General features: G+C 45.0%; 17 protein-coding genes. 4 read left to right on the top strand and 13 right to left on the bottom strand.

Annotated elements, in window-relative coordinates; genetic code table 11:
- Nucleotides 1-152 precede the first annotated feature (152 nt).
- The 8 genes from mraY to ppc form a co-directional block, all read right to left on the bottom strand.
- Entirely contained in the window at nt 153-1,160 is a 1,008-nt protein-coding gene (mraY, locus tag ACFORF_RS06970; RefSeq protein ID WP_380426724.1) for a phospho-N-acetylmuramoyl-pentapeptide-transferase, read from the bottom strand.
- 100 nt (nt 1,161-1,260) lie between these two features.
- The gene (gene pbp2x / locus ACFORF_RS06965) at nt 1,261-3,507 is read right to left on the bottom strand and encodes a penicillin-binding protein PBP2X (protein WP_380426722.1); all 2,247 of its coding nucleotides are present in this window, start codon (nt 3,505-3,507) and stop codon (nt 1,261-1,263) included.
- Nucleotides 3,508-3,831 carry a cell division protein FtsL gene (gene ftsL, locus ACFORF_RS06960; protein WP_380426720.1) on the bottom strand — a complete coding sequence of 108 codons (324 nt, stop codon included), beginning with the start codon at nt 3,829-3,831 and terminating at the stop codon, nt 3,508-3,510. It lies immediately after the preceding gene.
- A gap of 3 nt (nt 3,832-3,834) precedes the next feature.
- Nucleotides 3,835-4,785, bottom strand: a complete 951-nt coding sequence (gene rsmH, locus ACFORF_RS06955; RefSeq protein ID WP_380426718.1) for a 16S rRNA (cytosine(1402)-N(4))-methyltransferase RsmH — start codon at nt 4,783-4,785, stop codon at nt 3,835-3,837.
- An 821-nt stretch (nt 4,786-5,606) separates the two neighbouring features.
- On the bottom strand, nt 5,607-6,359 hold the full coding sequence (locus tag ACFORF_RS06950) for a hypothetical protein (protein WP_380426716.1): 753 nt from the start codon (nt 6,357-6,359) through the stop codon (nt 5,607-5,609).
- A 74-nt stretch (nt 6,360-6,433) separates the two neighbouring features.
- Nucleotides 6,434-7,684: a glutamate-5-semialdehyde dehydrogenase gene (locus ACFORF_RS06945; RefSeq protein ID WP_380426714.1), complete on the bottom strand. Its 1,251-nt coding sequence runs from the start codon at nt 7,682-7,684 to the stop codon at nt 6,434-6,436.
- 13 nt (nt 7,685-7,697) lie between these two features.
- Nucleotides 7,698-8,498, bottom strand: a complete 801-nt coding sequence (gene proB / locus ACFORF_RS06940; protein ID WP_380426712.1) for a glutamate 5-kinase — start codon at nt 8,496-8,498, stop codon at nt 7,698-7,700.
- 162 nt (nt 8,499-8,660) lie between these two features.
- Complete coding sequence (ppc, locus tag ACFORF_RS06935; protein ID WP_380426710.1) at nt 8,661-11,486, bottom strand: phosphoenolpyruvate carboxylase; 2,826 nt, start codon at nt 11,484-11,486, stop codon at nt 8,661-8,663.
- 216 nt (nt 11,487-11,702) lie between these two features.
- Between ppc and pepF the strand changes: the two genes are divergently transcribed.
- Nucleotides 11,703-13,499, top strand: coding sequence for an oligoendopeptidase F (pepF, locus tag ACFORF_RS06930; protein WP_380426708.1), 1,797 nt, complete (start codon nt 11,703-11,705; stop codon nt 13,497-13,499).
- Between the two features lie 119 nt (nt 13,500-13,618).
- Here pepF and ACFORF_RS06925 read toward each other — a convergent pair whose 3' ends face one another.
- The 5 genes from ACFORF_RS06925 to ACFORF_RS06905 all read right to left on the bottom strand — a co-directional run bounded on the left by ACFORF_RS06925 (nt 13,619) and on the right by ACFORF_RS06905 (nt 18,208).
- Entirely contained in the window at nt 13,619-14,389 is a 771-nt protein-coding gene (locus ACFORF_RS06925; RefSeq protein ID WP_380426706.1) for a hypothetical protein, read from the bottom strand.
- 2 nt (nt 14,390-14,391) lie between these two features.
- Nucleotides 14,392-15,267, bottom strand: coding sequence for an ABC transporter ATP-binding protein (locus ACFORF_RS06920; protein ID WP_380426704.1), 876 nt, complete (start codon nt 15,265-15,267; stop codon nt 14,392-14,394).
- Between the two features lie 23 nt (nt 15,268-15,290).
- Nucleotides 15,291-16,025 (bottom strand): hypothetical protein, encoded by a 735-nt coding sequence (locus tag ACFORF_RS06915; protein ID WP_380426702.1) that lies wholly within the window; start codon nt 16,023-16,025, stop codon nt 15,291-15,293.
- 100 nt (nt 16,026-16,125) lie between these two features.
- Nucleotides 16,126-17,472, bottom strand: a complete 1,347-nt coding sequence (locus ACFORF_RS06910) for a sensor histidine kinase (protein WP_380426700.1) — start codon at nt 17,470-17,472, stop codon at nt 16,126-16,128.
- A complete protein-coding gene (locus tag ACFORF_RS06905) occupies nt 17,465-18,208 on the bottom strand; it encodes a response regulator transcription factor (protein ID WP_380426698.1) in 744 nt (247 codons plus the stop codon). Before ACFORF_RS06905 ends, ACFORF_RS06910 begins: the two co-directional genes overlap by 8 nt.
- 274 nt (nt 18,209-18,482) lie before the next feature.
- On the opposite strand from ACFORF_RS06905, the gene ACFORF_RS06900 reads away from it, so the two are divergent.
- The 3 genes from ACFORF_RS06900 (at nt 18,483) to ACFORF_RS06890 (ending at nt 22,119) form a co-directional block, all read left to right on the top strand.
- A complete protein-coding gene (locus ACFORF_RS06900; protein WP_380426696.1) occupies nt 18,483-19,742 on the top strand; it encodes an extracellular solute-binding protein in 1,260 nt (419 codons plus the stop codon).
- A gap of 179 nt (nt 19,743-19,921) precedes the next feature.
- Nucleotides 19,922-21,283, top strand: a complete 1,362-nt coding sequence (locus ACFORF_RS06895; RefSeq protein WP_380426694.1) for a carbohydrate ABC transporter permease — start codon at nt 19,922-19,924, stop codon at nt 21,281-21,283.
- Nucleotides 21,283-22,119 (top strand): sugar ABC transporter permease, encoded by an 837-nt coding sequence (locus tag ACFORF_RS06890; protein ID WP_380426693.1) that lies wholly within the window; start codon nt 21,283-21,285, stop codon nt 22,117-22,119. The genes ACFORF_RS06895 and ACFORF_RS06890 overlap by 1 nt, the downstream gene beginning before the upstream one ends.
- Nucleotides 22,120-22,231: the final 112 nt, after the last annotated feature.

Below are 22,231 nucleotides of genomic sequence, written 5' to 3'. Positions count from 1 at the left end.
ACTCGTATTTTCATTGCCATAAACATAAAACGAGAGAAGACAAGTCCTGTCCTCTCTCGGTGTTAAATTGGTCAACCCACTACAGTTGACAAAGAGCCACCAAAAAGAGCAGGCAGGTCTCCTAGAAGTCCCTAACTGCTCAAGTGTTTAAATTATAGATAAAGAATAGCCAAGACAAGGAGGCCTGCAAGGCAAGAAAGCGTCCAGAAGAAACCATCAACCTTCCACTCTGACCACTGGCTTCCCTTACCAGTCAGACCACCAAGTTCAAAATGATGGTGGAGCGGTGTCATTCTAAAGATCCGCTTTCCTTCTCCGGTGCGTTTCTTCGTCCATTTGAAATAGGCTACCTGTAGCATAACTGAACTCGTCTCCAAGACATAGACCAAACCGATAATCAGGAGTGTCCATTCTTGTCGCAAGGCGATGGAAATCACTGCCAACATGGCTCCCAAAGCTAAACTACCAACATCCCCCATGAAAACCTTAGCAGGTTTCCTATTGAAGACAAAGAAACCGAGTAAAGCGCCGATAAAGACAACAATAATCAAGAGCACATCAAACTGCTTCTGAACGTAGGCAATAACTCCGTAAAAGAAGAGGGAAATCGCAACTGAGATCGAAGCTAGCCCATCAATACCATCCGTCAGGTTGACTGCATTTGAGAAACCAACAACCCAAAAGAGGACAAAGAAGACGTATAGTACTCCTAAATGAAGATTAAAGCCAAGAACATTGAGAGAATCCGTTCCGCTAGGACGTACATGGATAAAGTAGAATAGTAACCCACCAATAATCTGCATGGCCATTTTTTGCCAAGAAGTAAGGCCCTGATTAATTTTCTTGAAAATTTTCAAGAAATCATCGAGAAAGCCGATTGCTCCATAGATAAGGACAACTGATAGGATGGCAATGGTTGCTCCCAAGTGAGTCCCACTGAGACCCTGAATACTGCTAAACAGGAGACTAACGATAAGTCCAACTAGCAGGAAGACAGTACCTCCCATGGTAGGCGTTCCAGCCTTAGCAAGATGCTGCTTAACATCTTCGTGCATCTGCTGACCACCGATTTTTTTAATCTGGTAAAAACGAATAAAGTAAGGCATTGCAAGTGCCGTTGCTAGAAACGAAAGCAAACCTGCAAACAGTGCTAAAAGCATTTAATCTCTCCTCAATAAAAACTGTAACGGGATTAATCTTATCATGCTGAGACTGTTTTTGCAACTCTCAGCCTTCTGATCCTTAACCCCGTCACAACGTTTAGTCACTTATATCCTCTTCCAGGGTAATTGTCAGACTCTTGACATCGGACATCGCTGTCCCATCATCCTTGTCTTGACCAATAACAGTCCCAGTCAGACTACCCTCATAGGAAATTTCAATTCCCATCCATTGGGCAAAGGTCTCTACATTTTCCTTGGTCCAGCCGTACATATCTGGTAACGTTGAAAAATCATCCGTCAACAGCAATACCTGCTGGTTAGAAGCTAGATTCTCTCCCTCGGCTACAGAAGATTTTACAATTTTTTCACCTAAACCTAATAATATTGGTTGAACAATATTTTGTCTAAGAGTGTCTGTTGTGTCCCCTGTTTTCTTACCGATTACTTCCGGCATCGTATACGGAGTTTCTGTGCTTGCAGTTACTGTTGCGGGTGCAAGTAGGGTATCCTTCATTTGCATAGCTTCTTCAAGAATTGGGTTGAAGATTTCTTGCCAGTTGACGATAGAAAAATGCTCAGGTTGTTGCAAAGTCACATACATTAAAAACTCAGGTTCATCAGCCGGAACCATAGCAATAACAGAATAGAGATATTCACCATCTAGATAAACACCATCCTTGGCAATCTGGGCAGTCCCTGATTTCATTGCCACAGAGTAGCCTCCGACCTGGATAACTGGACCACCTACAGAACTAGAGTAAAGGGTACCAAAGTATGGATCGGTCCCGACTGTAACCATGTAATTACGAGTCTGACTAGCTGCATCAGCTGAGATAGGATTCCCAACAATTTCTGATGAAGCGGCACGCGTCGTCCCTGTATTGACGTCATATATCTGACTTACAATCTGTGGTTCCAACATGACGCCATTATTTGAAATAGCTGTAAAGGCTCTCAACATCTGGAGTTGAGTTACAGAAATCCCTTGACCGAAGGCTGATTGTGCAATATTGGCCGCATTATCAGACGTCACTTGTCCAACACTCTCATTAATCATACCAATACGTGTTCTTGTACCAAATTTAAACTCAGACAAGTACTTAAGCCATAAATCATTTCCCATAATTTGTTCCAACATAACCATTCCAATGTTGGAAGAATGGGCAAATCCTTGAGCTAAAGACATGTATTGACCATCTGAATCACCAGAGTTGACGTCCCAGTCTCGAATCGTAACATCGTAAACTTCTAACTTATCATTGAAATAAGTTTGGTTGGGATTGAAATTTCCGCTATCAATGGCCGATGCAAGTGTGAAAACTTTCATGGTAGACCCTGGTTCGTACATGGTCTCGTAGAGTTGGCTCTGATAAGTATAACCTTCAGCATCCAAGCCTTCCATGGTGTCCGCATTAAAACTTGGTCGCTGGGTCGTTGCTAGAATTTCGCCAGTCTTAGCATTGACAACTGTCGCTGAGGCATAGACACCTCCTGTCTCTTCTTGGAAGATATTCATCTGCGTTTCCAAGCGTGTCTGCAAGGTTGCAGATAAGGTTGTATAGATATCCTTACCATCCACTGCTTCTCGAACAACATTTCCCGTACCTAGTAGGACGTTGCCTCGACTATCCTTTTTATAGGTAATTAAGCCATCTGTCCCTGATAAAATATCATTGAAGGCTGCTTCAAGACCTGAAGTTCCCTCAATAGTGACATTATTTTCATCATCACTAACTGCACTGGTCATTCCGATAAACTCAGAGGCAAACATCCCATTAGGATACATTCGACTTGGATTTGTCGTAAAAGCTATACCTTGAATCCCAGCTGCTGCTAGCGCATCTTTAATCGTGGTCATGGTGCTATAAGAGATTCCAGTTCCTTGATTTCCAAACTCAACCTGATAAGCATCTTTTTTGAGTTGATTTAGAACAAAATCTGTCTCCATACCAAGATTATCATGGAAGATTTGTGCGACCGTGTCATACTGCGAAGGTTGGACATAAAGAACATCCCCAGATACCGAAACATAGGAATCATCAATAACAGCATAAATGCTATAAGTTGTAGAATCCTCTGCAATCGGATACCCATTACGGTCATAAATCGTTCCACGAGTTGCCTGTACAACTGTATTCGTCTGATAAACCTGTTTTGCCTTCTCCGATAAATCAACTCCAAATTTATCGTCTCTACCGATAATGATTGCAAAATTCACGACAAATACGACAAACAATCCAATCGTCAATAATAATAAGTTTTGCCCAACATGGACCCTGTTTTCCTCCGGTGATTTCCGGTCTCTTACAATAAAAGCCAGAAGGCGCTGAAAAAATAGTTTCATCTATTCTACCTTCTTAATATTTTCGTTGTTATTGGTCAAGCCAGCATCAGTGGCAATCTTAGACACACGCTCAAGGCGTGTCAATTCATTGACCTCTTGTTTAGCATTAGTCAACTCAGTTTGGGTTGCAGCTATTTCGCTATTAAGATCCGTCATTTCTTGTTGAACCTGCAAAATTCGGCTCTGTAAAAAAATGATAGCGATGGCCATAATAATGGCTGTACCTATCAAAGAAGCGTAAAAGGCTTTCTCTACACGAGAAAAAGTCCGAATACGCTTTTGCAAGATTGTCATTATAGCATCGTTGCGTTTTTCATTTTTCATGAATTATTTCCTAACTTTTTGAGCTACTCTCAGTTTGGCAGAGTGAGCCCGGTTATTGGCGGCAAGTTCTTCTTGGCTAGGAAGAATTGGTTTACGCGTTACCAATTGAAACTTGGGTTGCAACTCATCTGGTATGAAAGGCAATCCCTTAGGAACTTCGACAGTAGAAGCTTCTTTAAAGAGTTGCTTGGTCAGACGGTCCTCCAGAGAGTGAAAGGTGATAACAGAAATCCGTCCATCCACTGCTAGCAAATCCATCGCTTCTTGAATGGAATCATCTGCAGCCCCCAGTTCATCATTAACCTCAATCCTAATGGCTTGAAAAATTTGCTTCGCTGGGTGGCCTTTTTTCTTGAGTTCCTTAGCGGGCTTAGCTGACTTGATGATTTCTGCTAGCTCAGTTGTGGTTTCAATCGGTTTAACACGTCGTGTTTCCTCAATTTTCCGCGCAATTTGTTTTGAGAACTTATCCTCTCCATACTTGAAGAAGATCCGAACCAAATCATGATAATCGTATGAATTGACTACCTCATAGGCCGTCAGACTAGCTTCCTGATTCATCCGCATATCTAAGGGAGCATCTTGTTTATAAGAAAATCCACGCTCACGCTCATCTAATTGAGGACTAGATACTCCTAAATCATAAAGAATACCATCAATCTCAGTCACTCCCAGTGCCGCAAGATTGGACTTTAAAAACCTAAAATTATCCTTGATAAAGGTAACTTGTCCCCTATCAATATACTCCTTTAAAACAATTTTAGCATTGTCAATCGCCTTTTGATCCTGGTCAAAGCAATACAAATGCCCTTTTGGTCCCAGCTGAGACAAGAGATAAGACGAGTGACCTGCACCACCCAAGGTAGCATCTACATAGATCCCATCTGATTTAAGGGCGAGCATATCTACAGTTTCCTTTAGAAGAACAGTTACATGGTGGAAATTTCTAGTCATAACCTTAATTATATCATAAAGCCCCTCCCCTGTCTTAAAAAGTGGAGGAGGAAATAATATCCTTTTTACAAATTTTGACTAGACAAAATCTAGAGATAAGAAAAATTAGTTCAACAAAAAAATAGATTTTTACATCCTTAATCGTACTCTTGCTTTGCCCTCTACCCTTTATTCTAATTTCTAGTTTTAACAAATTCAATGTTATACTCAGCTCGATTTTAAAGCTTAATCTTTAAAAATCTAAAAGGGAGTGGGAAAGAATTATTAAAAGCGAGAAAGAGTTCGATGACCTCGCTTCTGGGTTTATGAGCTCAGGCTGAAACAGTCTCTTCCTAGACCGTTTTGACACTGACGTCGTCAGATTCATTTCCAACTTCAAAAGGTCCCCCGGACCGTTCTGACACTGACGTCGTCAGATTCATTTCCAACTTCAAAAGGTCCCCCGGACCTTTTGAACTCCCACCATCGCATGGCTTTGACAGTCTGGGGAGAGGCTGTCAAAGGTGCGAGCCTAAAAATTCGAAAGTGAGCAACAGTCTGGTGGAGTGCTTAAGGTTGAAAAAAAAACGCAAACTAGGTTTGCGTCATTCGTTAGAGTTTTAAAAATTGACAACATCAGCGTATTAGAGCTCATTCAGCTGTGTTTCATTGGTGCTAAAGCACCTAATGACCTGTGCAGGGCACTTTCTAAGCTGGCAAAGCCAGCAGAAAGGCTCCCAACCACTGCATTAGAATGTTAAAACGAACTCTAGATAGCAAGGCTGGGCTTTATGCCCAGCCTCTTAGTTCTGCAACTAAGACAAGCAGTTTTATATTCCATTCTACTGATTGCTATTAGATGCTTCAGATACACTTGGTTCAGTATTCGGAACAACTACACGATCGTTTGAGGATGCACTAGTTACCTCCTGATTTTGAACAGAAGTGACTGCTTCAGTCACGACACTTTCCGAATGGACAGGCGGTGTTGGCACATAAATGTACTCTTCTTCCTCATCCTCTTCAACAACTTCTGTTACAGTCGCTTGAGTCACTCCCGCTTCCGATGATCTCGTTACGACCTCTGAAACTTGACTCGCTTCGGCTTCTTCGATTTTCACTCGAACCGCATCTAAACGTGATTGTAATCGGCCTTTTGAACTATCATTGGTTACCTTATCAATAGCCTCTTGAGCTGCCACGAGATTATCCAAAGTCGGATTTGTTTCCAACTCAGAAACCATTTTTTCAGCCATCGCTAAAGCCTGATTGGCAGTAATAATTTTTGAGATTTTATCAATTCGTGCTTGTAAATTGGACTTCGTTGATTCAGTGGTAATGGTTAAAGCATCAAGAGCTTTCTGAGCCTTATCCAAATTTTCTTGAGTCTGTTTCTTTTCGAGTGTCTCTATTGCTTCTTCTGCCGCCTTTAATCTAGCTCGTTCAGCTTTAATTTCAATACGGTCCAAACTGGTCTTGATTTGAGATTCACCATGTGTAATAAATTGGTCCTTAAGAATAAAGAGACCGCCCAGTAGAACCAATACTAGCAGACTTAAGATTCCCATCTGTGTCTGAGTTACCTTTTTTTTCATTATTATCCTAACCTTTCTCCTTACGTAACATCTCAACTACGTTTTCGTAAAAATATGACTAAAAATTTTTGTCATTACTGTCTGGTCTGACCCGTGCCGTTGATATAGAACTTGGTGCTGGTCAGGGCTTCAAGTCCCATTGGCCCACGGGCGTGCATTTTCTGGGTGGAAATCCCAATCTCAGCCCCCAGACCAAAGACAAATCCATCCGTAAATCGGGTCGAAGCATTGACATAGACTGCTGCCGCATCGACCTCGTCTTGGAAACGTTCTGCACGGCCAATATCACGTGTCACAATGGCTTCTGAGTGATGGGTTGTATAGCGGTTGACCCATTCAATCGCTTCATCCAAAGAGGACACCACATTCACTGACATGATGTAGTCATTGTATTCGGTGGCGAAATCTTCTGCGGATGCCGGCTTAGCACTCGTCATAAGAGCTAGGGCCTTCTCGTCTGCACGAAACTCCACCGCTTGGACCTTAGCCACTGCGGTCTCCAAGGCTGGTAGAAACTGCTCTGCTATGCCCTCATGAACGACCAGGCTTTCCGCAGCATTACATACGCTAGGACGCTGGGTTTTGGCATTGATGACAATCTCAGTCGCCATATCCAGGTCCGCAAACTCATCGACGTAGATATGGCAATTTCCCACACCCGTCTCAATAATGGGCACCTTGGCCTTGGCCTTAACCGTCTCAATCAAGCGGGCCCCACCGCGAGGAATAAGCAAGTCAACATGGTCTATCGCCTGCATGAGTTCCTCAGCCACAGCATGGGAAGTGTCTTCTACCAACTGAACGACATCTGGATTGATATGATGACTCGATAGGGCTTGACGAATGACTTCGACCAAGGCCTTGTTGGAGTTGATGGCATCCCGACCACCACGAAGAATAATGGCATTGCTGGTCTTGAAAGCCAGACTAAAGGCATCGACAGAGACATTTGGCCGGCTCTCAAAAATCATGGCGATGACGCCCAGAGGCACCCGCTTTTGAACAATTTTCAAGCCATCGAGATTGGTATAGCCGCGAACCACCTGTCCAATCGGATCTGCCAAGTCAGAGACCTGACGAACACCTTCTGCCATACCTTCAATGCGGTCAGGTGTCAAGGTCAAACGGTCCACCATGACTGCTGAAATCCCATTTTCATCAGCCTGGGCAAGGTCCTTACGGTTCTCTGTCAAAATAAAATCCGTTTGGTGCACCAGGGCCTGGGCAACTGCCCTCAAAATCGTATTTTTTTCCTGGGTCCCTAACTTTGCCAAATCACGGTTGGCGACCTTGGCCCGCTGGCCTAGCCTATCGATATAGGTCATCTCATCCTCTTTTCTAGTCTTGGATAAAATGGGTGCCCAGTTCTTCTCCATCAAGCACGCGCAAGATATCGCGTGGGTTGGCCCCATTCATCAGCACCATTTGGCTTCCAGCTTCAAAAATCAGTTGGGCAGATTGGATTTTACTGAGCATGCCACCTGTTCCAAATTTGCTCCCTGCACCACCTGCTGAAGCGATAATTTCATCGGTAATTGCTCCGACCCGACTCCGTAAAACGGCATCATCATAGATGGTCGGATTCTTGTCAAATAGCCCGTCGATATCAGATAGCATAATCAGCAAGTCTGCCTTTACAATCCGAGTAACCGTCGCTGATAGACGATCATTGTCCCCAAACTTGGTTTGATGGTCCATCTCGTCGATGCTGACCGCATCATTTTCATTGACAATGGGAACGATGCCCATGCCGATCAAACTCTCAAAGGCATTAGTAACATTGGCCAAACTTTCTGGAAACTCCACCACATCTCGGGTCAGAAGAATCTGAGAGACATTGGTCTGATAGTGGGAGAAAATTTGGGAATAGAGACTCATCATGGCAACCTGACCGACACTGGACACAGCCTGCTGACGTGAGAGTTCTACTGGACGCTTGGCCATCTTCAAAATATCTAGACCAAATCCCATGGCCCCAGACGATACCAAGACCACTTCTAATCCCTTGTTCATCAAATTAGCAATAACAAAGGCCAGCTGATCAATCTTATCTAAATTTATCTTACCCGTCGGCAGTACCAAAGAGCTGGTTCCCACCTTAATCACTAGGCGTTTTACTTCTTTAAAATTTCGTTTCATAGGTATTATTATAGCAGATTAAAACACTACTTGCACCTCAATCCATGGCTTTTTCACTGAAAAATAAAATTTTTAGTTTCTTTAATTCAAACTTTGACTAGCGATTTTCTTCTTCAATAAACCATAAAAAGCCTGCCAGTTTTGACAGACTTTGGATAGACATCAACCAGAGTTACGGAGCCCTGTAGCAATCCCGTTAATGGTGATGTGAATAAGAACTTCACGGTCCAGCGGTAATTGGCCGCTCCGCATGCGTTTGATAAGCTCGATTTGGATGTAATTGAGCACATTGAAATAAGGTAAACGGTAGTCCAAGCTGGCTTTCAAGCTCGGCGATTCTTCCAACAAATCCTCGTGCTGCTCAATGGCCAAAATCACGTCCTTGGTCAACTGCCACTCATCCAAGATGGTATAGAAGACCTCACGAACCTCCTTAGTTTCTGCTAATTGAGAGTAGAGAAAGGCGATGTTCATGTTAGACTTGGAGAGCACCATGTCAACATTTGATAAGAGGGAGTGGAAGAACGGCCAGGCTTCATACATGTGCTGGAGTTTGGCCAAGTTGCCTTCCTCCGCGTCGATAAAGTGTTTAAAGGCAGAGCCGACACCGTACCAACCAGGCAACATAACCCGGTTCTGTGACCAAGAGAAGACCCAAGGAATGGCACGGAGACCACCGATTTCCGTAATGGCTTTACGAGCTGCCGGACGGGAACCAATATTGAGACTGGAAATCTCACGAATTGGACTAGCCGCAAAGAAATAATCGTAGAAATGTGGATTATTGAAGACCAAATCACGGTAAATCACATTAGAATCAGCCACAATCCCTTCCATGGTTGCCCGGAATCCTTCGATTTCACTTGGGTCCGTAATCATGCGCGTCACCATCCGGTCCAGGGTCGCTGACACCAACATTTCCAGGTTATAGTAGGCAGCGTCCTTGTTGCCATACTTGTTCTCGATGATTTCCCCTTGTTCAGTCAAGCGGATGCGGTCCTTGATGGACCCGAAAGGTTGAGACGTAATAGCCTCATAAGATGGGCCTCCACCACGACCGACTGTTCCACCACGACCGTGGAAGAAGGTGATTTTGATACCGTGCGCTTCTCCAATCGCCGTCAATTCATTTTGAGCCTTGTAGAGGGTCCAACCAGACGCTAGATAGCCACCGTCCTTGTTGGAATCTGAGTAACCCAGCATGATTTCTTGATAGTGACGGTTGCTGGCAATCCAATTTTTAACAATGTCGTAGCTGAGGTAGCTTTCCATAATCCCCTTGGCATTTTCCAAGTCTTCGATGGTCTCAAAGAGGGGAACAATTTGCACTCGGGCCTTGTCTGTATCAACCAGCCCCACCTCCTTGAGCAAGATAGCCAATTCAAAGAGATCAGATACACTTTCCGTGTGGGAAATGATGTGCTGCTTGATGACTTCTTCTCCCAATTGGTCCTTGAGTTGACGGGCCGCCTGGAAGATAGCCAACTCTTTTTGCAAGAGTTCCGATTTTTCAGCATGGGTTGAAGACAGGGTCCGTGGATCTTCTGTCAATTCCTTGAGGAGAATGGCACACTTGTCTTCCTCAGACAAGTCGCTATAGTTAGCCACAATGTTAGCCGAGCGGAGCAATTCATCGACGCAGGCCTCGTGAACTGACGAATCCTGACGCATGTCAATGCTGGCCAAATAGAAGCCAAAGACATCGATGGCTTGCATGATTTCGGCAAAATCTCCGGTCAGAAGATGACCATTGCCTGTTGCCTTGAGCGACTGCTCGATGACTTGAAGGTCAGCCTTGAACTCTTGCGGGTTGGCATAGCAAGGTTGCTCTTCAGACAAGCCTGCAGTAACATCCGACACACGAGATTGGAGATAACGGGCGACGACATTGCTGCCACTATTGCTGGTCGCTGAGTTAATATCTGAATAGGTATTGCGACGCTCCTCATCCTCAATACTAGATAGGCTAGACTGACCATTAAGGTTGAGCAGGGTCTGAATCATCTTGGTCTGGATAAAATGGAAGGCCTTACGATAAGGCTCGTTTTCACGGTAGACCGAACGGTCAGAGGATTGGTCGGCAAAGGCCTGAACCTCTGGAGTCACCTGATGAAGATTGGTCGACAGCGAAAAAGTCCGATAGAGCTCTGATAATTTATCAATGTAGTAGTTAAGGATGACCTCGCTCTGTACAGTTGCAGAGAGCTTTAGGGTATCCGCCGTAACAAATGGATTTCCGTCACGGTCCCCACCAATCCACATCCCCATGCTAATCGGTTTTGGATTATTGAGAGTGATGCCACGCTCAGCTGCCAATTCCTTGTACTGACGGGTCAATTTAGTGATAGCCTTGATCAAGGAGTTATTGTAGTACTCCATGACATTGGTAATCTCATTTTTAACCTTGAGTTTTTTATCTCGAATAATATCAGTCTGCATGAGCAATTCGACATAGCGACGGAGGTCACTGTACCATTTATCCCGATTGGCCACACCAGCCTGAACATCACGATACTTCCGGAGCAATTCATGGATTTTATTGGTCAATTCCAAGACAGTCTTACGCTGAACCTGGGTCGGATGGGCAGTCAGAACTGGCACGACGTTGATATTCTCTAAGATTTCTTGAGCCTCGTCAACCTCTTTCATCATGTCCATAGTCGAAGACATCTTACCTAGATAGTCCATGCCCATGTTGTTTTGGTAGTTGATTTTATAGGCTTGGTCCACGTCCTCAGAAATATTGATGAGGAGGGGCAGAATGGCAAAGTAGCGTGACACGAAGGTCAATTCACGAGCTTCAAGTTTGGCAATCTCCTGCTCCAAAAGACGAAAATCATCATCTGCTGATAAGCTAACCAGGTTTTGGATTTTCTCAAAAATAACGTCCCCCACTACCTGACGGGTCGTTTCGTTTAAAATCGTGGTTAAAATCGCCACTTCTTCTTGTAAATTTTTCTTCTGATTCTGCTCAAATGCTTGGGTCATGACATCTCCTTCAGGGTTCATTTCCTTCCATTCTACCATGTTTAGGAGCAAAATAAAAGACAGGTCCTGTATTTCCAGTGATTTTTTGCGAATATTTTGACAATTTTTTCAATCCACAATTTTAAACTCCTGAATGCCCCCTAATCTCCAGGGTGCTAGAATATAAAAATTTTGATATACTAAACTAAAAAATTATATAGAGAAAAGAGATGACTTATGGAACTCAAACACCGTTCTGAATTCCCAGAAAATGAACTCTGGGACCTAACTGCCCTCTACAAGGATCGCGAAGACTTCTTGCTGGCTATTGAGAAGGCCCTAGCTGACGTGGACCAGTTTGCTAAAAATTACGAGGGCAATCTAGCGACTGCCGATGACTTCACTCAAGCCCTGATGGAATACGAGCAAATCCTCATCCAGACTAGCCACATCGCTAACTACTCCTTCATGCCACAAACGACAGACTACAGCAATGAAGAGTTTGCTCAGATCGCCCAGGCTGGTGATGACTTCTTGACCAAGTCAGCCGTCGCACTCAGCTTCTTCAACACAGCCTTGAACCAGGCTGATGATGCCGTACTGGATGAACTAGAACAAAATCCGCACTTCAGCTCTGCTATTCGCCAGGCGAAAATCCAAAAGAAAAATGCACTCGACCCAGCTGTCGAAAAGGCCCTCACCAACCTGCGTGAAGTCCTCGCAGCACCGCAAGACATCTACACTAAGATGCGGGCTGGTGACTTTGCTATGGACGACTTCGAGGTCGATGGTGAAACCTATAAAAACAGCTTTGTTAGCTACGAAAACTTCTACCAAAACCACGAAAATGCGGCTGTCCGTGAAAAAGCCTTCCGCTCCTTCTCAGCTGGCCTGCGCCAACACCAAAACGCTGCAGCTGCAGCCTACCTGGCCCAAGTCAAATCTGAAAAACTCCTGGCTGATATGCGAGGATATGACTCTGTCTTTGACTACCTACTGGCTGAGCAAGAAGTGGACCGTGCCATGTTCGACCGTCAAATCGACCTCATCATGACCGAGTTTGCCCCAGTCGCTCAGAAATACCTCAAGCATGTGGCCAAGGTCAACGGCCTTGACAAGATGACCTTCGCCGACTGGAAACTGGACATTGACAACGAACTCAATCCAGCAGTCTCCATCGACGACGCCTACGACCTGGTTATGAAATCTATCGAGCCTCTCACAGCTGAATACAGCCGTGAAGTGGAACGCTATCAGGAAGAGCGTTGGGTGGACTTTGCGGCCAACACCGGCAAGGACTCTGGTGGCTACGCAACTGACCCTTACCGCGTCCACCCTTATGTCCTCATGAGTTGGACAGGCCGAATGAGCGATGTCTATACCCTCATCCATGAGATTGGCCACACCGGTCAGTTCATCTTCTCCGACAACAACCAGTCCTACTTCAATGCCCACATGTCGACCTACTTCGTTGAGGCACCATCTACCCTTAACGAGTTGCTCCTCAGCGACTATCTGGAGCACCAGTATGACAATCCTCGTCAGAAGCGCTTTGCCCTGGCTCACCGTCTGACAGACACCTACTTCCACAACTTCATCACCCACCTCTTGGAGGCTGCCTTCCAGCGTCAGGTTTATAGCTTGATTGAAAATGGTGGAACATTCGGTGCAGACCAGCTCAACACCATCATGAAAGACGTCCTGACCCAGTTCTGGGGTGACGCTGTCGAAATTGACGACGATGCAGCCTTGACTTGGATGCGTCAGAGCCACTACTACATGGGACTCTACAGCTATACCTACTCTGCTGGTCTCGTCATCTCAACGGCTGGCTACCTCAACATCAAGAACAACCCGAATGGGGCTACAGAGTGGCTAGACTTCCTCAAATCAGGCGGTAGCAAAACACCTCTCGACTCCGCCCTCATCATCGGTGCTGATATCTCTACCGAAAAACCGCTCCGCGATACCATCGCCTTCCTCGATCAAACCGTCGAACAAATCATCGCCTACTCTGACCAACTAGGCCAATAAACAAAGACCAGCCATCCTCATCACAGGGTGGCTGGTTTGATGTATCAAAAAGTTATCTAAACAAAGAAGACCTGTTTACATTGACCTGAAAATCCAAACTGTTTAAATTTGACAGACCTTTAAAACTCAATCTTCTTGAAAAACTTGAGGCTGAGGAAAATGAGAATCGACGAATAAATAAGCGTGATAAGGCTAGATAGACCGAGGGCGGTGACAAAAGGCATGCCCTCAAAGATGTTATTACTCAGACCATTTGGCACCAAAATCCCTAATCCAAAAATACTAAGAAGAGCGGTTCCTATCTCATAGGTAAAGGCTGCTGTCATGGTCTTGCCTAGCCCTGCGTAAAGGGATAAGCAGGTTGCTAGTAAAATACTGACTAGACCATCGAATATATAGGTGATAAAGGCGTACAAATTATGCAAACCATCCTCAGGTATTTTATCCCAAAAAGTCAGACTAGCATAGGGCATATAACCGACTCGGCCATAATAGACCCCCAACATGACTAGGAAGAACAAACCAAAGAAGATAATGGTAATCAGGAGAAGGCTAGCTAGCTTTGCCCAAAAAACATCTCGACGCTTAATATCCTTGTAAAGAAAGAGGGTATGGCTGTCCACCTCGCCTCGAAAAACGGTATAGGTAAGGTAGAAAAGGGCTAAGACAGGTAAGGTTAAATCAAGAGCTGCCATTAAAATTATCATAAACATATTTAGAAATGTAAATCGGTAGTCTCCCTCAACTGTTGGCACCATAAAGTTTGAGCCTTCAGGTAAAAAAGTAGAGGCCAAAAAGACGAGGGGAAAGATAATGGCGAATGATAGGTAAATCTTGGTTTCCTTCCGTTTCCAGACAGATTCAAAGACAGGTTTGAAGATGGTGAACATGGTTACTCTCCTTGGCTAAAGATTTCTTTGAGGTGGTTTTCCTTGACTTCCAGACAATCGATGAGCTGGTTGCTTGAGAGGTAGACCAGCAGAGGATTGAGCTCGTCGCTGGTCGCTTGGGTAGAGACTTGGAGGACTGAACCGTCCAAGCTGATTTTATCATTGAGATAGACTGAGAGGACCTCGTGGTCAGTTCTGCTAGTGACATGAATCAAAACGCTCGGTGCCCCCTGACCGTCAAACTCGCTCGCCAGTTGCCCCTTGTCAATATAGACATAGCGTTGGCAGAGGGCCTCGAGCTCACCCAGTTGGTGGCTAGAAATCAGCATGGAAATCTGACGCTGGCTGGACCACTCTTTGAGGATGTCAATCAGCTTTTGAACCCCGATTGGGTCAAGACCCACAAAGGGCTCGTCCAAAATCAGGAAATCAGGCTCAGCTACCATAGCGATGGCTAGGGCCGTCCGCTGTTTCATCCCGAAAGAGAAACCTTTTGGCTTGCGGTTGCGGGCATCCCAGAGTTCCAAGAGTTTAAGGGTCTTTTCAATGTTTGGCAGGTACTCGGTCTTGCCGTGGAGCTTGAGATAAAATTTGAGGTTATCAACAACTGACATCTCAGGGTAAAAAACAGGGTCAATCATAATCCCAAAGTCCTTAAGGAGGTTGTCAGCGGTGTTGATGTCCACACCCTCGTAAGTGATGGTGCCTGTCGTTGGTTTGAGGGACTTGGCCATGAGCTTCATGAGGGTGGACTTTCCAGCCCCGTTTTTCCCGATGAGACCGACGATTTCACCCTTTTTAATCTCAAGACTGACGTCTTTGAGGGAGTAAAAGTCGTTACCAGCAAATTGTTTAGAGAGATTTTCGATTTTAAGCATGATAATGTTCCTTTTCTAGTGGGCTAAAATTCAATTTTTTTGAAGTTTTGGTGGGCTTTCACATAAGCTAGGGCAAGGTAAAGCAGGCTGATGCCAAGGCTCATGGCCAGAGCGACTGGGAAGGGTATCTTGTCCAACAAACGAGGGTAGGTATTTGGGAAAACATAGCGGAAGCCATTGAGCAATGGTGCTGTCAGAGCTACGCAGTTAAAGAGTACCCCTAGCAAGACCGCCATTAAGGTTTTCTTCTTGATGGATACTGCCGCAATCAGGGTGATGAGAATGAGATTGAGGCAGATATTGCTGATGTTTTGTAGGACAAGTTGGGTTAGATTGTCCGTCGGCAAGAAATGGAAACCTGCCTTTGGCACCACATAGACCAGATAGACCAGCATAGAGACGACGACTGTCCCCAGCCAGTAGAGGGCATAGACCAGATACAAGCTCTGCAATTTTGCCTTCAAAATCCGCTTCCGGTTGATGTCCTTGTAAAGAAAGAGAATTCCGGTCGCAATCTCCTCTTGAAAGACAGAGGAGACGATGAAGCCCATAATCAGAGCTGGTAAGACCAACTGGAACTGCAGGTCCAAGGAACTGGTCATAAAGCTGAGGAAATTGCCATAGATATCCAAATCTAGCTGGCTCTCAGAAACCCCGCTGAGGGCAGGCCCTAAAATCGGCAAGACCATAAAGGCCAGTAAAATCTTAACGTCCCGCCGTTTGAAAACGGAGGTAAATATTGCGGAAAACAGTGTCATGAGAAACTCCTTTTGTGTTGATGACATTAGTTTATCAAAAACCACTCATGACAAGCACGAATGTCATGAATGGTTATTTTTTTATAATGAATGGTAAAAATCACTCCCCACGACAGGTTAGAACCTGGCTAAAGCGGTGCTTGTAGCTCTGGGTTTCAAGACTGGCTTTCGGGTACTTGGACAAAATCGTGCGGACATTAGCCAGGCCGATACCACGGTTGGTCCCCTTGGTCGAGTAGCCATCCGCAAAAATCTGCCGGGTATTGACACTAGCCTCGGCTGTGCTATTCTCAATAACGAGAATTTTGTCCTTACCTTCTTGGAAGTAGGCCAATAGCAGAGCTGGTTTGTCTGCCTTGACCGTTGCCTCTATGGCATTGTCCAGAAAGATGGAAAGAATTTGAATAAACTCTAACAAGTCTATATCTGGTGGGCCGATTGGCTCTTCGATTTCAACGGAGATGGTGACACCTTGAGCCTGGGCTGTCATGAGTTTGGCTGAAACCAGACTTTTGACCGCAGGGTCTTGGAGATTGGCCAGCTTTGCAATATCGTACTTGCTCTCATAAAAAGCCTTGTCTGAATTGGCCATGACCGACTGGTAAATCTGCTCCACCTGGTCAATGTCCCTGTCCTTGATAGCAAGATTGAGACTGACTAGAACATTGGAATAATCATGGCGAAAGCTCCGCAATTCTCCATACAAGGCCTCAACATGTTGACTGTATCGGGTTAAGTCTGCCAACTGACTATCCTTGGCTGCCTGAAGTTCCATGGCCATCAAATCCTTGGACTTGTAGTTGAGATAAATCAGCCCCGTCACAAACAGAACAAGGTAGGAAAATAAAATATCAATAGACAGTGTCGAGGTGCTATTGCCAAACTCAAGTACGGCCTCTTGCTCCGTCCCTGACAGGGTCAAAAGAGGATGAAGAAAGGCCGCATAGGTCAAGAGCCCGACGCTCAAGATACGTAAGACCTTGGTGAATTTGCGGTGATGAAACATCTGACGCACCACCTGAAAATCTACCGCCATCACTTTGATAAAGAAAAAGTAGCAGATAAGAATAGCCAGCAAACCGACGACAGTCAGCCAAAATCCCGGTATAAAATCTGGTGTTTCCATCAAGAGGAGGTACCTAGCTGTGTAGAGATTAGTCATGCGTTGGGTCAATTCGACCAAGACAAAGGGCATGAGGCTGTAAAAGAGTCCTTGGAGGATTTTCCAGCTTGGTTTTAGAACCAAAAAGACCAGTAAAGGCAGGTATAGTGGCTCCAGCAACAGGCCATAAAGTGGGTTGATGATGTAGATAATTAGGACGAGTAACAAAAACCCAAACGTCTGCTTGCGATGCGGTTTGAGGTTGCTGATTTTACCAAAGACATAGAGTTTGACCAGCCAGTCAATTAAAACGATGATGGCACTAAAAATCGTCAGCTTAAACATGCGGGGTCACCTTTTCCAACAAGCCCTTGAGCTTGAGACGGGAGACCAGACACTCCTGTCCCCCTTGGAAGACCACGGTCTGACTAGCCTTATCGACCTTGTGGACATTGGCAAGATTGACGACAAAGGCCCGGTGGCATTGGTAGAGACGGTCATCTAGCTTAGCAATTTCTGAGACCTTGCCGTAAAATTCTAGCTGACCAGTCTTAGTGGTCAAGATGACCTTGTGGACCGTTGGCGATGTCTCAAAAAAGAGAATGTCCGCAAAAGGCACTTGGATGTGGGCGTGGTCATTCTTTAGGACAAAAGCATCACTTGAAATAGTTTCGCTGATATTGTCATAGGCATGAAGCATGACTGAGGCGATGGCCGCCTCATATTCCTCTTCGGGTAGGGCCTTGTCAATAAAGTCCAAGGCCGAAACGCGATAGCGGTAGGTCACCGGCATGAACTCCGAGTGGGTCGTAACAAAGACGATGACCGCCTGTGGGTCACGACGACGGATATCCCGAGCGACCTCCATGCCTTTCTTCTCTTCTGATTTAATCTCAATATCCAAGAAGAAAAGCTGGTGATTGCCCGTTTCCGTGATTGCCTCTAACAACTGATCAGGCTTCCCAAAAATTTCTAGTTTTCGACAGGTGACCTCGGTCGTTTTCAACACCTTATCAATGGCCGCCTCAATCCGTCCCTGCTGGACAAAATCGTCTTCTAGGATAAAAATATTCAGTGCCACTATCCCCTTCTCCTCACATCACTTTAGATAATTACTCTAATTTTACCATAGCAGAGCTTAATTTGACCAGTTGGATTAAAATAGTCCATAACCAGATTAATTTCAATAGAAAAATCTTGACAACCCTAATACTTAAGCAATCGATTTCCGTTTAAAAACCTTTGGAAATCAAAAAAATTTTAAAAAAACGAAAAAACCACTTGACATTTTTTGCAAACGATTGCATAATAAGAGTGTAACTTATTTAACTGTTTCAATTAAGGAGGAAACATTTATGAAATCTTGGAAAAAATTAGCTACGGCTGGTTTAGGATTAACCTTGGCAAGTACCCTCTTGGTAGCTTGTGGTGGCAGCAAGTCTAGCGAGTCTGCAGACTCATCAAGTTCCGCTGCATCAAGCTCAACCATCAAACTCTGGGTGCCAACTGGTGGTGTGGATTCTTATAAGGACACTGTTGCCAAGTTTGAAGAAGAGTCTGGCTACAAGGTTGAGATCATCGACTCAGAAGACTCTAAAGCACAAGAAAACGTGAAAAAAGACCCAAGCGTTGCTGCTGACGTCTTTGCCATGCCGCATGACCAACTCGGTCAATTGGTAGAAGCTGGTGTTATCCAAGAATTGCCAGAACAATACGCTTCTGAAGTTGCTGAGAACAACACAGACCAAGCTGTTGTCGGTGCTCAATACAAGGGTAAAACCTATGCCTTCCCTTACGGTATCGAAACACAAGTTCTCTACTACAACAAGTCTAAACTGACTGCAGAAGACGTTAAATCTTATGAAACCATCACAACCAAGGCAACCTTTGGTCAAACCTTCAAAGAAATGAACGCCTACATCACTGGACCGTTGATGCTCTCAGTTGGAAACACCCTCTTCGGTGAATCAGGTGAAGATCCAAAAGGCACAAACTGGGGTAATGAAGCTGGTGTTTCTGTCCTTAAATGGATTGCAGAGCAAAACAACAACAAAGGTTTTGTAAACTTGGATGCTACGAACGTGATTTCTAAATTCGGCGATGGCTCTGTTGCTGCTATCGAATCCGGACCATGGGATTTCCAAGCTGCTCAAGAAGCTGTTGGAGCTGAAAACCTCGGTATCGCCGCTTACCCAACCATTACTATCGGTGGCAAAACAGTTCAACAAAAAGCCTTCATGGGTGTTAAACTCTATGCTGTAAACCAAGCACCATCAAACGGGGACACGAAACGTATCGCTGCTGCTTACAAATTAGGATCAGCTATCACTAACGCCGACAGCCAAAAGAACCAATTTGAAACACGCTCCGTTGTCCCTTCAAACAAAGAAATTCAAGCATCAGACGCTGTTCAATCAAACGAATTGGCTCAAACCGTTATCACAATGGGCTCTTCAAGCGACTACACAGTTGTTATGCCTAAACTTAGCCAAATCTCAGTCTTCTGGACAGAAGCCGCTGCTATCTTGAGCGATACCTACAACGGTAAAATCGCTGAAGCTGACTACCTCGCTCGCTTGCAACAATTCGACCAAGACATCGCTGCAGCAGAATAAGCGTGACAGATGCTATCAAGGTAGCTCATAACAATGTGACAGGGAAAGGTGAAGACCCTCACCTTTCCCTTTTACCTTAATACTCTTCCTAAATCAAAACGATACGGTCTAGGTCAACCTACGTGTCCCATGAGATTTTGAATGAGTATGGATAGCCACACACGCCAAAGGAGGTTTTTATGAACAATGCACTATCTTTTACAAAAGCAGAGATAAAAGAAGCCTTCCAAAATGGGGGACTGGAGACCAAACTCTCCTTCCTCATCATGGGTTTTGCCAATCTCAAGAATAAACAAATCATCAAAGGACTGCTCTTTCTTCTGAGCGAAATTCTCTTTATCATTGCCTTTGCGACTCAGATTATCCCTGCTATCGGTGGGCTGATTACCCTAGGAACCCAGCTTCAAGGCACGACGACACAGGAAGTGGATGGCATTAAAATCCAAGTCGCTACTGAGGGGGACAACTCCATGTTGCTTCTGATTTTTGGCCTGGCTTCTCTGATTTTCTGCCTTTTCTTTGCCTATATTTACTGGTGCAACATTAAGAGCGCCTGCAACCTTTACTTTCTCAAGAAAAATGGAGAGAAAATCCCAAGTTTCAAGGAGGACTTCCACACCTTGACCAACGGTCGTTTCCACATGACCCTGATGGCCATTCCCTTGATTGGAGTTCTTCTCTTCACCATCTTGCCTTTGATTTACATGATCTGCTTGGCCTTCACCAATTACGATCACAATCACTTGCCACCGAAATCCCTCTTTGACTGGGTCGGTCTGGCAAACTTCGGCAACGTCTTTACTGGTCGGATGGCAGGAACCTTCTTCCCCCTCCTTTCCTGGACCTTGATTTGGGCGGTCTTTGCGACTGCAACCAACTTCTTCTTCGGTATTCTCTTGGCTCTCTTGATCAATACCAAAGGGCTGAAGTTTAAGAAAATGTGGCGTACCTTCTTCGTCATCACCATCGCAGTACCTCTGTTCATCTCCCTTCTCATCATGAAAAACTTGCTCAACGATGTGGGACCAATTAACAGTATCCTGCAAAATTGGGGCTGGATTTCAAAACCACTTCCATTCCTCTCTGACCCTCTCTGGGCTAAGTTCTCCATCATCATTGTCAACATGTGGGTCGGCATTCCCTACACCATGTTGGTCTCTTCAGGGATTATCATGAACCTGCCAGCTGAGCAAATTGAAGCTGCTGAAATCGACGGCGCCAGCAAATTCCAGGTGTTCAAATCCATTACCTTCCCACAGATTTTGCTGATTATGACCCCTACACTCATCCAGCAATTCATCGGAAACATCAACAACTTCAACGTCATCTACCTCTTGACAGGTGGTGGCCCAACCAATTCTACCTACTACCAGGCAGGCTCAACAGACCTCTTAGTGACTTGGCTTTACAAACTGACCGTATCCGCTGCTGACTACAACTTGGCCTCTGTTATCGGTATCTTGATCTTTGCCCTGTCTGCCATCTTTAGTCTTTTGGCCTATACCCGCACCGCATCTTACAAGGAAGGAGTCGCAAAATAATGAAAACAAAGAAAAGAATCCGTCTCGGGCTCATTTACCTGCTCCTGACAGTCCTATCCATTATCTGGCTCTTCCCTGTTGTTTGGGTTGTTCTCTCAAGTCTTCGGGCTGAAGGGACAGCCTACGTTAGCTATATTATTCCAAAGAGTTTTACCCTGGCCAACTATACCAAACTCTTTACCAATAGCACCTTCCCATTCGGCCGTTGGTTCCTCAATACCTTTTATGTTGCGACCATGTCTTGCCTTCTGTCTACCTTTATTACGGTAGCCATGGCTTACTCCCTCAGCCGGATCAAATTCAAGTTTAAAAACCAATTCTTGAAACTAGCCCTGGTCCTCAACATGTTCCCAGGCTTCATGTCCATGATTGCGGTTTATTACATCTTGAAAGCCCTGGGCCTGACTCAAACTTTGACTGCCTTGATCTTGGTTTACTCAGCTGGTGCTGCACTTGGATTCTACATCGCCAAAGGCTTCTTTGACACCATTCCTTACTCGCTCGATGAATCCGCCATGATTGACGGTGCAACCCGCAAGGATATTTTCTTCAAAATCACCCTACCTTTGTCCAAACCCATCATCGTCTACACAGCTTTGATGGCCTTCATGGGACCTTGGGTGGACTTCATCTTTGCCAAGGTTATCCTTGGGGACGCTACAAGCAAATACACGGTTGCTATCGGCCTCTTCTCCATGTTGCGGGCTGATACTATCAATGAATGGTTCATGCCTTTTACCGCAGGTTCTGTCCTCATCGCTGTACCAATCACCCTGCTCTTCATCTTCATGCAGAAATACTACGTCGAAGGCATCACTGGCGGTTCTGTTAAATAGCCTCCTTAATACCAAAAGAGGCTGGGCATAAAGTCCAACCTCTCTATCTAGAGTTTGTTTTAACATTCTAACGCAGTGGTTGGGGGCCTTTCTGCTGGCTTTGCCAGCCTAG

The sequence above is a fragment of the Streptococcus caprae genome, from assembly GCF_042649745.1.
GTDB lineage: Bacteria > Bacillota > Bacilli > Lactobacillales > Streptococcaceae > Streptococcus > Streptococcus caprae.
The sequence above is the reverse complement of the archived record's forward strand: the minus strand, read 5'-3'. Positions and strand labels throughout refer to the sequence as shown.